Origin of the sequence: Streptomyces sp. NPDC006134 (genome assembly GCF_040628835.1) — a bacterium.
Taxonomy (GTDB): domain Bacteria; phylum Actinomycetota; class Actinomycetes; order Streptomycetales; family Streptomycetaceae; genus Streptomyces.
In genome coordinates, this window is the sequence record NZ_JBEXTV010000008.1 from 144426 (window position 1) to 157911 (window position 13486).

Annotated in this window: 10 protein-coding genes and 1 pseudogene; 6 read left to right on the forward strand and 5 right to left on the reverse strand. The window is 74.1% G+C overall.

The genetic code is table 11. The features are described 5' to 3' along the window. Positions 1 to 168 precede the first annotated feature (168 nt). Positions 169 to 1803, forward strand: coding sequence for a hypothetical protein (locus ABZ340_RS07850; RefSeq protein ID WP_358780865.1), 1635 nt, complete (start codon positions 169 to 171; stop codon positions 1801 to 1803). Here ABZ340_RS07850 and ABZ340_RS07855 read toward each other — a convergent pair. Continuing rightward, positions 1757 to 4102 (reverse strand): bifunctional glycosyltransferase 87/phosphatase PAP2 family protein, encoded by a 2346-nt coding sequence (locus tag ABZ340_RS07855; RefSeq protein ID WP_358780866.1) that lies wholly within the window; start codon positions 4100 to 4102, stop codon positions 1757 to 1759. The two genes, ABZ340_RS07850 and ABZ340_RS07855, sit on opposite strands and share 47 nt — an antisense overlap. 454 nt (positions 4103 to 4556) lie before the next feature. Here ABZ340_RS07855 and proP point away from each other — a divergent pair, with 454 nt between their 5' ends. Then, positions 4557 to 5930 (forward strand): glycine betaine/L-proline transporter ProP, encoded by a 1374-nt coding sequence (gene proP, locus ABZ340_RS07860; protein ID WP_358780867.1) that lies wholly within the window; start codon positions 4557 to 4559, stop codon positions 5928 to 5930. 615 nt (positions 5931 to 6545) lie between these two features. Continuing rightward, a complete protein-coding gene (locus tag ABZ340_RS07865; protein WP_358780868.1) occupies positions 6546 to 7217 on the forward strand; it encodes an O-methyltransferase in 672 nt (223 codons plus the stop codon). A gap of 9 nt (positions 7218 to 7226) precedes the next feature. Here ABZ340_RS07865 and ABZ340_RS07870 read toward each other — a convergent pair whose 3' ends face one another. Beyond that, entirely contained in the window at positions 7227 to 7619 is a 393-nt protein-coding gene (locus ABZ340_RS07870) for a hypothetical protein (protein WP_358780869.1), read from the reverse strand. Between the two features lie 90 nt (positions 7620 to 7709). Between ABZ340_RS07870 and ABZ340_RS07875 the strand changes: the two genes are divergently transcribed. Beyond that, positions 7710 to 8117 (forward strand): DUF1992 domain-containing protein, encoded by a 408-nt coding sequence (locus tag ABZ340_RS07875; protein WP_358780870.1) that lies wholly within the window; start codon positions 7710 to 7712, stop codon positions 8115 to 8117. A 13-nt stretch (positions 8118 to 8130) separates the two neighbouring features. Here ABZ340_RS07875 and ABZ340_RS07880 read toward each other — a convergent pair. Then, a pseudogene (locus tag ABZ340_RS07880) lies at positions 8131 to 8424 on the reverse strand (hypothetical protein); the annotation flags it as partial. 125 nt (positions 8425 to 8549) lie between these two features. Further along, on the reverse strand, positions 8550 to 9200 hold the full coding sequence (locus tag ABZ340_RS07885; RefSeq protein WP_358780871.1) for a hypothetical protein: 651 nt from the start codon (positions 9198 to 9200) through the stop codon (positions 8550 to 8552). A 322-nt stretch (positions 9201 to 9522) separates the two neighbouring features. On the opposite strand from ABZ340_RS07885, the gene ABZ340_RS07890 reads away from it, so the two are divergent. Then, positions 9523 to 10077 (forward strand): GNAT family N-acetyltransferase, encoded by a 555-nt coding sequence (locus ABZ340_RS07890; protein ID WP_358780872.1) that lies wholly within the window; start codon positions 9523 to 9525, stop codon positions 10075 to 10077. On the opposite strand, the gene ABZ340_RS07895 is transcribed toward ABZ340_RS07890, so the two are convergent. Then, complete coding sequence (locus tag ABZ340_RS07895) at positions 10007 to 12127, reverse strand: MDR family MFS transporter (protein WP_358780873.1); 2121 nt, start codon at positions 12125 to 12127, stop codon at positions 10007 to 10009. The two genes, ABZ340_RS07890 and ABZ340_RS07895, sit on opposite strands and share 71 nt — an antisense overlap. 335 nt (positions 12128 to 12462) lie before the next feature. On the opposite strand from ABZ340_RS07895, the gene ABZ340_RS07900 reads away from it, so the two are divergent. Then, the gene (locus ABZ340_RS07900; protein ID WP_358780874.1) at positions 12463 to 13431 is read left to right on the forward strand and encodes a peptidoglycan-binding protein; all 969 of its coding nucleotides are present in this window, start codon (positions 12463 to 12465) and stop codon (positions 13429 to 13431) included. Positions 13432 to 13486: the final 55 nt, after the last annotated feature.

Consider the following 13486-nt stretch of genomic DNA (forward strand, 5'->3'; position numbering starts at 1 on the left):
GGCGGCGGCCCCCGATCCCCGGGGCCGCCGCCTTCGCCGTACCCGCCCGTGTGAGCCACCCGTCCACGTGCGCCACAACCCGCCGGTGAACGTTTCTGTTCGAATTCGCGTCTTCCCCGTGTCCCACCCGCTGTGCCCGCCCGAAGACGCGAACGGAAGCCTCTCACCGTGGTCCCTGCCGAGCTCACCGCCACCCGGCCCGAACACCGCCCGGCCGCCCGACGCGGCCCCCGCCCCCTGCACGCCCTGTGGCGGCGCCACCGGCTCCCCCTCCTCGCCACCCTCCCCGCCCTGCCGCTGTACGTGCTGTGGTGGACGGTCCTCGCCACCGGGGGCGGCGACCTGGCCGCCCAGTACGCCTGGGCGGACTTCGCCTCCCGGCACGGCGGCTCGGCGTACGGGCTGTTCTGGTACGGCGGAACGCACACCGCCAACTACAGCCTGATCTCCCCGTACCTGATGGCCGCGTTCGGCGTGCGCACGGTCACCGCCGTCTCCGGGCTCGCCGCCTCGTGGCTCGCGGCCGTGCTGATCGCGCGGGCCGGGGTGCGAAGACCCCTGGGGCCGGCGCTGCTCGCCTCGCTGGCCCTGTGGTGCAACGTGGTCTCGGGGCGCACCACCTTCGCCCTCGGTGTCGCGCTCGGGCTGGCCGCCTGTCTGCTGCTGACGCGGCAGCGGCGCCTGGTCCTCGCCGCCTCCTACGCGGCCCTCGCCACGATGGCGTCCCCGGTGGCCGGGCTGTTCCTGGCCGTCGCCGGGGCCGGTTTCCTCCTCGTACGGGACCGGGGGCGGGCCCTGGTGCTGCTGGTGCCGCCCGCCGCCGTGGTCGGCGCGACCACCCTCCTCTTCCCCTTCAGCGGCGAGCAGCCCATGCCCCCGTCCCGGATATGGCCGCCGGTGCTGCTCGGCCTCGCCGTCACCGCGCTCGCCCCGCGCTCCTGGCGGGTAGCCCGGTGGAGCGGGGCCGTGTACGCGGCCGGGACCGTGCTGGCGTACCTCGTCCCCTCCCCCGTCGGCACCAACGTGGAGCGGTTCGCGGAGCTGTTCGCCCCGGCGGTGCTGCTGGCCGCGCTGCTCGCCCGGCCGCAGCTGCGGCGGCTGCGGCGGAACCTGCTGGTCGCAACGTTGGTCTTCGCCGTCGCCTGGGTCGGCAAGAAGACCGCCGACGACGTGGTCGAGTACACCGCCGTGCCCGCCTGGGCCACCGGGACGAGCGGGGTCGTACGGGCCCTGGACGAGCTCGGCGCCGACCGCACCCGGGTGGAGGTGGTCCCCGCCCGCAACCACCGGGAGGCCGCGCTGCTCGCCCCGCACGTCCGCCTCGCCCGCGGCTGGAACCGGCAGCTCGACATGGAACGGGCCCGCCTCTTCTACGACGGCAGCTTCGACGCGCGGACCTACCGGGCCTGGCTGGACCGGTGGGCGGTCGGCTTCGTGGTGCTGCCGCTGGGCAAGCCGGACGGGTTCGCGCGGGAGGAGGCGCGCCTGGTGCGGGAGCGGCGGCCCGCCTGGCTGGAGCCCGTGTGGCAGGACGCCCACTGGCGGGTGTACCGGGTGCGGGACGCCGTGCCGCTGGTGTCCGCGCCCGGCAGCGTGGTGCGGACGACCGGCGCGGAGCTGGTGCTGCGCGTGGAGCGGCCGGGCGCGGTGACCGTGCGGGTCGCCTGGTCGCCGTGGCTGCGGTCCGACGGCGGGTGCCTCGCCCGCGAGGGCGAGTTCACCCGGCTGACCGTCTCCGCGCCCGGCGAGTACCGGATCAGCTCGGAGTACGGTCCTTCGCGGGGGGAGCGGGAGCGCTGCTGACCTCGGCTTCGGTTGCGGCTCCGGCGGTGGTTTCGGTTGCGGCTCCGGTTCCGGTTCCGGCGGTGGTTTCGGTTGCGGCTCCGGCTCCGGTTCCGGCTGCGGCAGTGGTTCCGGCTGCGGCGGTGGTTTCGGTTGCGGCTCCGGCTCCGGTTCCGGCTGCGGCAGTGGTTCCGGCTGCGGCGGTGGTTTCGGTTGCGGCTCCGGCTCCGGCGGTTTCGGCTGCGGCAGTGGTTCCGGTTCCGGCTGCGGCAGTGGTTCCGGGTTCGGTTCCGGCGGTGGCGGTGGTGGCGGGGGTGGTGGCGAAGGCCGTGGTCGTCCGGGCGCGCGGGCCCTGGAACAGGTACGTCAGACCGAAGCCGGCGCCGACGACCAGCGCGCCGCCCACCGCGTCCAGCACCCAGTGGTTGCCGGTCGCCACGATCGCCGAGACCGTGAAGAGGGGGTGCAGCAGGCCGACGGCCTTCATCCACGCCTTCGGCGCGATGACCGCGATGACCAGGCCGCACCACAGCGACCAGCCGAAGTGCAGCGACGGCATCGCCGCGTACTGGTTGGTCAGGGCCGTGAGGGTGCCGTAGTCCGGCTTGGAGAAGTCCTGCACGCCGTGCACGGTGTCGATGATCCCGAGCGTCGGCATCAGGCGCGGCGGGGCCAGCGGGTAGAGCCAGAAGCCGACCAGGGCGAGCAGCGTGGTGAAGCCGAGCGCGGAGCGGGCCCAGCGGTAGTCGACCGGGCGGCGCCAGTACAGGACGCCGAGGACGGTCAGCGGGATCACGAAGTGGAACGAGGTGTAGTAGAAGTCGAAGAAGTCCCGCAGCCAGCCGACCTTGACGACCGCGTGGTTGACGGCGTGCTCGATGTCGAGGTGCAGGAAGCGCTCCAGGCCGAGGATCTGGTGGCCGTGCTCCTCGGCGCGGGCCCGGCCCGCCGAGTTGCTGCCGCCGGTCGCCGCCAGGCGGACCTTGGAGTAGGCGGCGTAGGTGACCCGGATGAGGAGCAGCTCCAGCAGGAGGTTCGGGCGGGTGAGGACGCGGCGCAGGAACGGCAGGAGCGGGACGTGCCGGAACCGCGTCGGGACGGGTGCGGCGTACCGGGTGGGGACCGGGGTCTCGTAGGACGGCGAGGTGCGGGACAGGAACGGTACGGCGGTGGCGGCGGCGAGCGCCGCGAGCAGGACCAGGTTGTCGCGCAGGGGGTACAGCGCCGACATGTTCGGCAGCATCATCTTCGCGGGCAGCGTCATCACCAGGACGACCGCCACCGGCCACACGTACCGGTCCGAGGCGCGCTTGCCGACCCGGCCGACGACCGCGAGCAGCACCCACAGCAGCTGGTGCTGCCAGGTGGCGGGCGACACCGCGACCGCCGCGCAGCCGGTGATCGCCACCGCGAGCAGCAGCTGGCCGTCGCGGGCGTAGCGCACGGCGCGGCGCACGCCGAGGACGGCGACCGCCGTGCCGAGGACGAGGAAGAGGGCGGTCTCCGGCGGGCCGGTCAGGCCCAGGCGCAGCAGCGCGCCGTGCAGGGACTGGTTGGCCAGGTCGTCGGCCTCGCCGCCCAGGCCCACGCCCGCCATGTGGTGCACCCAGTACGTGTACGAGTCCTGCGCCATCGCCGCCCAGGCGAGCGCGGTGCACGCGGCGAAGGTCACGCCGGTGGACACGGCGGCCCGGCGACGGCCCGTGAACCACAGCAGAGGGGCGAAGAGCAGCACCGTCGGCTGGAGCGCCGCGGCGACGCCGACGAGCAGGCCGCCGGTGCGCTCGCCGCGCACGGCCAGGCAGCCCAGGAGCACGAGCAGGACCGGGATGATGCTGGTCTGGCCGAGCCAGAACGTATTGCGCACCGGCAGGGAGACCATGAGCAGGCTGACCGCGACCGGCGCCGCCAGCAGCGCCGTGCGCCGGCCCGCCGGCTGCGGCAGGGCCCGCGCGGCGACCACGCCGAGGGCCGCGACCAGCAGCAGCGTCCCGAAGGTCCAGCCCCAGCCGAGGGCCTGTTCGGCCGCCCGGGTGAGCGGTTTGAGGACCAGGCCGGCGAAGGGGGTGCCGGTGAAGCGGGTCGAGTCGTACAGGGAGCCCTCGACGTGCAGGACGCCGGCGGGACCGACCCAGGTCTCCAGGTCCGTCAGGCGTTCCCCCCGCGGGGTGCCGAGAACGGCCGCCAGCTGTCGTACGGCGAGGACGGCCGCGACCAGCCACAGGCCCAGCCGGGCCGCGCGCAGGTGTGCTCTGGCCTCGCCGACGGCCGTCGCCCCGAAGGCTTCCGCCGGCCGCCCACTGTGCTCCGCATTCGCCACGCCCCGTCGGCCTCCCGCCCCATCCGTCCCACGCGATCTGCGCGGATTGTCGTTCCTGCGAACCCTATGAGGCTCGCACCACCCCCGGAGAGAGACGCAGGCAACCCCGTCTTCACCTGTCCGCCGCTCTCCTTTTGTCCGGATGACGATAGTGGGGGAACGAATGGGGCGCCTCCGCGGGGCTCGGGGAGGCCGGTGCAGCCGGTGGGACCGGCGAGTCCGTCGGGGGCCATGGGGGCTGGTGGAGAGCGACAAGGATCACAAGACGGGCGGGGGTGCACCGTTCCGAGCTGGGCAGACGCCCCAGGACGCACCCGGTTTTGCTGCGCTCCGCAGCGAAAGAGGAACGGTGCGTAAGGGGCAGATCACCGCCTATGGTCGATTTTCGGCCCGGCGACAGCGCCGCCGCGCGGGTCGTGCCCCTGTTCCCGTCGAAAGGTAGGCGAGCGAAGCCTTGTCGGCCGCCACAGTCGCCGCTCCCCCGTCCGTCCCGTCCGCGTCCGCCACGGCGGCACCCGGCGCCACCGTCACCGACCCCGCCCTCGTCCGGCGCGCCGTGAAGGCGGCCGCGCTCGGCAACGCCATGGAGTGGTTCGACTTCGGCGTCTACAGCTACATCGCGGTGACGCTGGGCAAGGTCTTCTTCCCGTCGGGCAATCCGACGGCCCAGCTGCTGTCGACCTTCGGCGCCTTCGCCGCGGCGTTCCTGGTCCGGCCGCTCGGCGGCATGATCTTCGGGCCGCTCGGCGACCGGGTCGGGCGGCAGAAGGTGCTCGCCCTGACGATGATCATGATGGCGGTGGGCACGTTCGCGATCGGGCTGATCCCGTCGTACGCGGCGATCGGCGTCTGGGCGCCGGTGCTGCTGCTGGCCGCGCGGCTGGTGCAGGGGTTCTCGACCGGCGGCGAGTACGCGGGCGCGTCCACCTTCATCGCCGAGTACGCGCCGGACAAGCGGCGCGGATTCCTCGGGAGCTGGCTGGAGTTCGGCACGCTGGCCGGGTACATCGGCGGCGCGGGGCTGGTCACGCTGATGACCGCGCTGCTGCCGGCGGACGACCTGACGTCCTGGGGCTGGCGGATCCCGTTCCTGATCGCCGGGCCGATGGGGCTGATCGGGCTGTACCTGCGGATGCGGCTGGAGGAGACGCCGGCGTTCGCGGCCGAGGCCGAGAAGGCGGAGTCCGAGCGGCCGAAGGTGCCGCTGCGGGAGATGATCACCGGGCAGTGGAAGGCGCTGCTGCTGTGCGTCGGGCTGGTGCTGGTCTTCAACGTCACCGACTACATGCTGCTGTCGTACATGCCGAGCTATCTGACCAGTGAGCTGAAGTACGACGAGACGCACGGGCTGCTGGTCGTGCTGGGCGTGATGGCGCTGATGATGGTCGTGCAGCCGTTCGCGGGCGCGCTGACCGACCGGGTCGGGCGGCGGCCGGTGATCGCGGCGGGCTGCGCGGGCTTCCTGCTGCTGTCGGTCCCGGCGCTGCTGCTGATCCGCGAGGGCAGCCTGCTCGCGGTGGGGCTGGGCATGGCGGCGCTGGGTCTGCTGCTGGTCTGCTTCACCTCCGCCATGCCGGCCGCGCTGCCGGCGCTGTTCCCGACGCGGGTGCGGTACGGGTCGCTGTCGATCGGGTTCAACGTGTCCGTGTCGCTGTTCGGCGGGACGACGCCGCTGGTGGTGACGGCGCTGATCGGGGCGACCGGGAACCTGATGATGCCCGCGTACTACATGATGGCCGCGGCCGTGGTCGGCGGCGTGGCGGTGTGGTTCATGGCGGAGTCGGCGGGCCGTCCGCTGCCGGGCTCGGCGCCTGCCGTGGAGCGCTGAGCCTTTCGCCTCCGGCGGTGGGCGGGGGTGCCTGCGGCGCATGTGCGGGTGCCTTCGGCGGTGGGGGCCGGGGGTGCCTGCGGCGCATGTGCGGCTCCGGTGGGGGTGCGCGTAGCGCCTTCCCGGCGGGGACGGGTCGGGCCGTGCCGGGGGTGTCCGTCCTCGGAACGGCGCGGAATCGGTCGCGCACCATCGCGCCCGGGTTGACGCGCCAACCGCTGCGGGCGGACACCCCCCCCCGGCACGCCCCTTCCCGCCGCGGGCGACCGCGGCTCCGTCCCAACGGGGGTGGTGGGTGCGGCCAGGCCGCCCAGCCATGGGCAGCAGGTGTCGCTCAGCCGCGGGCAGCCGGTGCCACCCAGCCGCGGGCAATCGCGCCTCCCCCAGTGCCCGAACGGCCTGGGAGGTACCCCCAGGGCGCCCCGGCAGCGCCGGGCCGCGCGACCCACCCCGGCGGTCACCCCGACGCCGGGCGACCGGGAACGCCGGACCGGCACCCCACCCCATCCGGCCGAAACACATCCGGCAATCCCCTGACACGTCACCGGACGGCGACTATATTCGTTAGCGCAGCTAGTTAGGAAGGCTAACTAGACATACGGAAGGCGCAGGCGCATGAGCGAGTCGCAGCTCTGGGACGACGTCGACGACTACTTCACCACCCATCTCGCCCGCGACGACGACGCCCTCCGGGCCGCCCTCCGCGACAGCGACGCGGCCGAGCTCCCGAAGATCAGCGTGTCCGCCCCCCAGGGCAAGCTGCTCCAGCTCCTCGCCCAGATCCAGGGCGCCCGGCACATCCTGGAGATCGGCACCCTCGGCGGCTACAGCACGATCTGGCTGGCCCGCGCCCTCCCCGCCGACGGCCGCCTGATCTCCCTGGAGCACAGCGCCAGGCACGCCGAGGTCGCCGTCCGCAACATCGCCCGCGCCGGCCTGGACCGGCAGGTCGAGGTGCGCGTGGGCCCGGCGCTGGAGTCGCTGCCCAAGCTCGCGGACGAGAATCCGCCCCCCTTCGACCTGGTCTTCGTCGACGCCGACAAGGCCAACAACCCGCACTACGTCGAGTGGGCCCTGAAGCTCACCCGCACCGGCAGCCTGATCGTCGTCGACAACGTCGTCCGCGGCGGGCGCGTCGCCGACCCCGGCAGCACCGCCGACGACGTACGCGGCACCCGCGCCGCCATCGAGATGATCGGCAGCCACCCGAGGCTCAGCGGTACGGCGATCCAGACGGTCGGCAGCAAGGGGTACGACGGCTTCGCGCTGGCGCGTGTGCTCGCCTGAGCCGGGCGGTCACACCTCGTGGTGGAAGCCCACGTCGATGCTGCGCGGGCCGGTGCGGTCCTGGACGACGACCTCGCCGGTGCCCCCGGCAGGCAGCGGCACGGTGCCGCCGTAGGCGACGGGCTGCGCATGCCCGCCGATCACGAGCCGGACCTCGGAGGACGGGTCGGGCTGGGAGCCGCGCAGCCAGGTCAGCCGCCAGGCCCCGTCGGGGCCGCACCGGAACTCCAGGTGGACGCGGGAGACGAACAGCCAGTCCTCGGGCGTCACGAGCCGGCACACCGACGCGTCCCGCCCCACCCGCAGCACGGCCCCCGGCTCGCTGGGCGCCTCGGCCATCCGCATGCCGGCCGTGGCGCCCGCGTCCGCCGCGGAGACGGCGGCCATGGTGAGTTCGAGCACGTGCGCTCCTCCTGAGACGTCCGGGCCGGGGGGCGGCGGCCCGCCGCGCGACAGGCGCCGGGTGGGGGTGGTCTTCGGCACAATAGGGGCATGACCGAGCGGAAGCCACCCGGTGTCGACTTCGAGTCCTGGGTCGACAGACAGATCCGCGACGCGGAGGCGCGCGGTGAGTTCGACCGGTTGCCCGGGGCCGGCAAGCCGCTGCCCGCGGACGTGGACGCGGTCTACGACGAGCTGTGGTGGGTCAAGCGGAAGCTGGCCCGCGAGGGCGCCTCGGTCCTGCCGCCGGCACTGGCCCTGCGCAAGGAGGCCGAGGACGTGCTGGAGGCGGCCCTGAGGGCGCCGTCCGAGCCCGCGGTGCGGAGGATGGTCGAGGATCTCAACGTCAAGATCCGTGACGTCATGTTCAAGCCGCCGCCCGGCCCTCCCCTGGGCCTGAAGCCGTACGACGTCGACGAGGTCGTACGGCGGTGGCGGGAGCGCCGGGCGGGGCGGTAGGGCCTGCCGCGCCTCAGAGGCGCAGGAGGCGGTCCGCCAGTTCGCGGTAGTCCCGCAGGGCCAGGCGGAGCTGTTCGGTGTCGGTGGACGTCGCGTGCTCGTCCGTGCCCTGCCACGCCCCGCGCAGGGTGTGGCGGCGCCGGTTCACCGCGTCGGTGAAGCGGGCGACGATCTCCTCCAGGGCGTGGTCGGCCTCCTCCACGGCGGCCCGCGGATCGTCGACGAATCCGGAGACCGCGTGGTGCAGCCGCTGCCCCAGCTTGTCGCTCTCCTCGTGCGGCAGGAGACGGGCGCTCGCAGCGCCGGAGGTGGTGGCGGGCCGGTGCGCGGCGGCGGCCGGGGCGGTGCCCACCGCCGTCTCGCCGCGGGCGTCGGGGGTCTGCTGCCCGGTGGGGACGCTGCCGGGCGGACGGGTCACGTCGGACATGTGCCTCAGCTCTCCTTCGGCTGGCGCCGGTGGAACGACCAGGGGGTGTGGGCGCGGACCGGTGCCGAGTGGTGGCCGTCCGCGGCGGTGTGGTGCCGGCCGTCGTGGCGGGCCGGGCGCAGCAGGTCCTCGAACAGGGCGCGGGCCTCGACCATGGCCTCGCGCAGATCCTCGGTGCCCGTGCCGTCGTCGGTGCCGAGGTGCGCGGCGCGGTGCACGCGCCGGTAGCCGTCGACGTGGCGGGCGTGGTGCACGGACAGGGCGGCGAGCTGCTCCTCGTACTGCCCGCCGTCCGGGAAGCCCCGGGCGCCGGCCAGCTCCGCGAGCAGCCGGTCCGCCTCGGCGACCGCCTCCCGCGGGGAGTCGACGAAGCGCTCCTGGGCGGCCGTCCAGCGCACCTCGAACCGCTCGCGCTCTGCGGGGTCCAGCGCCTTCTCGCGCAGGCCGCCGTGGCGTTCCACGCGCTGGGCGAGCTCGCGCTCGGCGGCCTTGGTGTCGCCGTCGTGCCGGGCCACGGCCCGGTCGTACTCGGGCCCGAAGCGCCGCTTCAGGCTTGTGCCGTGCCGTGGTCCGCGTGCGCGCAGGGTCAGGACGGCCGCGACGAGGAGCACGGCCGCCACGATCACGATCAGAGCGATGATCACGCCTGTGGACATGAATGCCTTCCGGGTTCTCGGCCCAACCGGTCCTCGGAGCGGGCCGGTTCGGGGTTCCGGGTAGCCCGGCGGAAATGGTCCAAACGGCAACCAACGGGCGTGGTACGGAGGGCCGACCCCCGGGTCGGCGGATCGGCGCAGGGGGCGTACGCCATCGGCGGGAGGGCGCGGAGACGGACGCCGAGAGGGCCCTCGTCGCGCGGTCGCGTCCGTTGTTCGTTGTTCGTTGTTCGGTTGCGAGCCGGTATTCGTTATTCGGTTGCGGGCCGGTATTCGTTATTCGGTTGCGGGCCGGTCCGGTCCCGTCCGGACAATGTCCCCCATGTCCTGGACCATCGCCCCGGAGCCGTACGGCTCCCCTGTCGCCGCCGCCCTGTGGCGGGCGTACTACACCGAGGTCAGCGACCGCTGGTACCTGCGGTACGAGGGACGGCGGACCGACCCCGCCGAGCTGGAGCGGGAGATCGCCGCCGAGAGCGGTGCCGATCTCGCCCCGCCGCGCGGGGTGCTGCTGGTCGCGCGGTACGAGGGTGAGCCGGCCGGCACCGCGGGCGTGCGGCTGCTGGACGCCGCCACCGCCGAGCTGAAGCGGGTGTTCGTCGCCGAGGGCCTGCGCGGGCGGGGCGGGGCCGCGCTGCTGGTCGGGGCCGCCGAGGACGCGGCGCGGGCGCTCGGGGCGGCGGAGATGGTGCTCGACACGCGCGGTGACCTCGTCGAGGCCCGCGCCCTGTACGCGCGGCTCGGCTACACGGAGACCGAGGCGTACAACAGCAGCCCGTACGCCGAGCACTGGTTCCGCAAGTCCCTCATCCCGCACGGGCCAGGGCCCGGCCCTCGCGCGGGCGCTCCCGCTCCGAGCCGCACAGCTCGCCGGTGAGCTCCTGCACCAGCTGCACCAGGTCGGTCGGGCGGTCCGGTCCCCACCAGTCGCCGAGCAGCTCGGCCAGGGACTCCTCGCGGGCGCGGGCCAGCCGCTGGACGACCTCGTGCCCCTGGTCGGTCAGGACCAGGTCGAGGCCCTCGCGGACGGCCAGGCGCCGCTCCTCGACCTGCCGGGCGGCCTCCATGACCACCTGGAGCGGGACGGGGCCGCGCTCGGCGAGCACGGCCGGCTCCACCCGGCCGTACCGCCTGATCCGCAGCAGCAGCCAGCTCGCGGCGGGCAGCAGGTCGTAGCCCGCCCGCTCGGTGATCTTCCGGTAGACCTCGCGGCGGCCCTCGCGGGTGCCGAGGACGGACAGCGCGCGGCACACCTCGTCGTGCGAGGACCGCTCCACCGGGTTGCTGGCGAAGGTCTGGGTGCCGTCGGGGGCCGTGACCGAGCCGCGCAGCCGGTCCTCCTTCAGCAGCCAGGCCAGGGCGAAGCCGAGGAGGGCGACGGGGGCGGCGTACAGGAAGACGTCGGTGATGGAGGAGGCGTACGCGTGCAGCGCCCCGGGGCGCAGCGCGGGCGGCAGGGCGGCGATGCCGCGCGGATCGGCCTGGAGGGTGTCCGCGGAGACGCCGGGCGGGAGCTGGGCGCCGCGGAAGGCGTCGGCGAGCTTGTCGCCGAGGCGGCTTGCGAAGACCGTGCCGAAGATGGCGACGCCGAAGGAGGCGCCGATGGAGCGGAAGAAGGTCGCGCCGGAGGTGGCCACGCCCAGGTCCTCGTACGACACCGCGTTCTGCACGATCAGGACCAGGACCTGCATCACCAGGCCGAGACCGAGGCCGAAGACGAAGAAGAAGGCGCTCATCTCGGCGGTGGGGCTGGTCTCGTCGAGCTGGTGCAGCAGGAGCAGGCCGAGGGTGGTGACGGCGGTACCCGCGAGGGGGAACACCTTCCAGCGGCCGGTGCGGCTGACGATCTGCCCGGAGACGGTCGACGACAGCAGCATGCCGACCACCATCGGCAGCATGTGCACCCCGGACATGGTCGGGCTCACGCCCTGGACGACCTGGAGGAACGTCGGCAGGTAGGTCATCGCGCCGAACATCGCGAAGCCGACGATGAAGCTGATCACGGCGGAGAGGGTGAAGGTGCGGACGCGGAAGAGCTTGAGCGGCAGGACGGGTTCGGCCGCCTTGCGCTCGACGGCCACGAAGACGCAGGCCAGCACCACGCCCAGCACCGCCAGGCCGATGATCTGCGGCGAGCCCCACGCCCAGGTGGTGCCGCCCAGGGAGGCGACCAGGACCAGGCAGGTGGCGACCGAGGCGATCAGGAAGGTGCCGAGGTAGTCGATGACGTGCCGGGTGGCCTTGCGCGGGATGTGCAGCACGGCGGCGATCACGGCGAGCGCCACGACGCCGACGGGCAGGTTGACGTAGAAGACCCAGCGCCAGCTCAGGTGCTCGGTGAACAGCCCGCCCAGCAGCGGCCCCAGGACGCTGGTCGCGCCGAACACCGCGCCGAACAGACCCTGGTACCGGCCGCGTTCGCGGGGCGAGACCAGGTCGCCGACGATCGCCATGGACAGCACCATCAGCCCGCCGCCGCCCAGGCCCTGCAGGGCGCGGAAGGCGATCAGCTCGGGCATGTTCTGCGCCATGCCGCACAGCGCGGACCCGGCCAGGAAGATCACGATGGCGGTCTCGAACAGCTTCTTGCGCCCGTACTGGTCGCCCAGCTTGCCCCACAGCGGGGTGGCCGCCGTCGCCGCCAGCATGTACGCGGTGACCACCCACGACAGGTGTTCCATGCCGCCGAGCTCGCTGACGATGGTGGGCAGGGCCGTCGACACGATGGTCTGGTCCAGCGCGGCGAGCAGCATGCCGAGGAGCAGCGCACCGATCGAGACGAGGACACCGCCGGGCACGTGCTCGGGGGCGGCGGCCCGCGTCGCGTCCGCGGGGCCCGGGGGGTCCGCCGGGCCCGTGGGACCCGTCACGCCCGTCACCCCCGTGGGGCCCGTCGCGTCCGCCGCTCTGCGCGCATCCCCGGCCATGAAAACCTCCCGAGGGTATCGTCACACCGTTCCTCGTGGTCGGTGTGACCAGTTATCGCCCGTTCAGTCCTGCTGAAGGCCGGTATTCCGAGGTCGCTCACGCACGGAAACGGGGGCGTGCGCACGGAAACAGGGGGGCGTGCGCACGGAAACAGGGGGGTGTGCGCACAGGAGTATGGAGATGATCTGCATAATCTCTGGAGTTCGCGAGGGGGTTCGCGAGGGGAGGGGCGCATCGCGTGGAACAGCCGAGGATTCCCGGGGATCACCCGTGTCCGCAGTGCGGGGCGCGGCGCCGGGCCGACGGTACGCCCTCCTGCGCCTGCGCCCGGCAGGTGTCCGACGCCCTGCGCGAGGCGCGGTCGGCGCAGGCCGCCGCGGCCGGGGACTTCGACCCCCTGCGGATCCGGCCGTACGTCGAGCTGGACGGCTCGGGCGAGCCCGTTCCGCCCGCCCAGGCACCGGCGGAGCCGGACGCCACCGTGCCGCTGCACACCGTCGGCTCCGCGACGCCGCCCGCGCAGGCGGAGCAGACCTCCGCGCTCCCCTCCCCGCTGGCTCCGCCGGCCGGCGCGCCCAGCCCCAGCGACCTGCGTCTGTTCGATGCCGCCGGCCCGGAACCGGAGCCTGTCTCCGGCCCCGTACCGCCGCGTGCGGACGAGCGGCCGCGCCGTCGGCGCCGGGGGGTGGTGCCGAGCGTGGCCGGAGCCGCCGTCGCGGTGGTGGCGGCGGCCGGGTACGCCAGCGGGCTGTTCTCCTACGAGTCGCCGTCGCGGGACGGGGCGCTGCCGCAGGAGGTGCGGGCGGGGGTGCCGGAGCCGTCGGCCGACGCGGTCTCGGTGGCACCGGCGCCGAGCAGCACCGTCCCGTCCACGCCGCCGACGTCCGCGTCGCCGTCCCCGTCCGCCAGCGCGAGCCCGTCGGCCTCGCCGTCGCCGTCGCCGTCCAGCGCCTCGCCGTCGCCGTCCCGGTCGGCCTCACCGACGGCGACGCCGACGACCGCCCGCCCCACCGAGACGGCGGGGCAGTGGCAGGAGGACGACGACCACGACGACCACGACGACCACGACGAGGGCGGCTCCGCGCTGCGGCGCGGCGACCGGGGTCCGCAGGTCGCCGATCTCCAGGGCCGCCTGCGGCAGCTGCACCTCTACATGGGTGACATCAACGGCAACTTCAACCACCAGGTCGAGGACGCCGTCCGCACCTTCCAGTGGGCCCGCGGCGTCCGCTCCGACGAGCTGGGCGTGTACGGGCCGGAGACCCGGCAGCGCCTGGAGGCCGAGACGTCGGGGTGGCGGTAAGGGACGGCAGCCGGCAGGGGGCCGCGAACCGGAACGCCGGGAGCGAACCCGAAGA

Bases quoted from the DNA above. Each gene is read 5' to 3' on its own strand.
- ABZ340_RS07885 (WP_358780871.1), bottom strand. From the start codon at position 9,200: ATGTCCACAGGCGTGATCATCGCTCTGATCGTGATCGTGGCGGCCGTG.
- ABZ340_RS07895 (WP_358780873.1), bottom strand. From the start codon at position 12,127: ATGGCCGGGGATGCGCGCAGAGCGGCGGACGCGACGGGCCCCACGGGG.
- ABZ340_RS07890 (WP_358780872.1), top strand. From the start codon at position 9,523: ATGTCCTGGACCATCGCCCCGGAGCCGTACGGCTCCCCTGTCGCCGCC.
- ABZ340_RS07875 (WP_358780870.1), top strand. From the start codon at position 7,710: ATGACCGAGCGGAAGCCACCCGGTGTCGACTTCGAGTCCTGGGTCGAC.
- ABZ340_RS07865 (WP_358780868.1), top strand. From the start codon at position 6,546: ATGAGCGAGTCGCAGCTCTGGGACGACGTCGACGACTACTTCACCACC.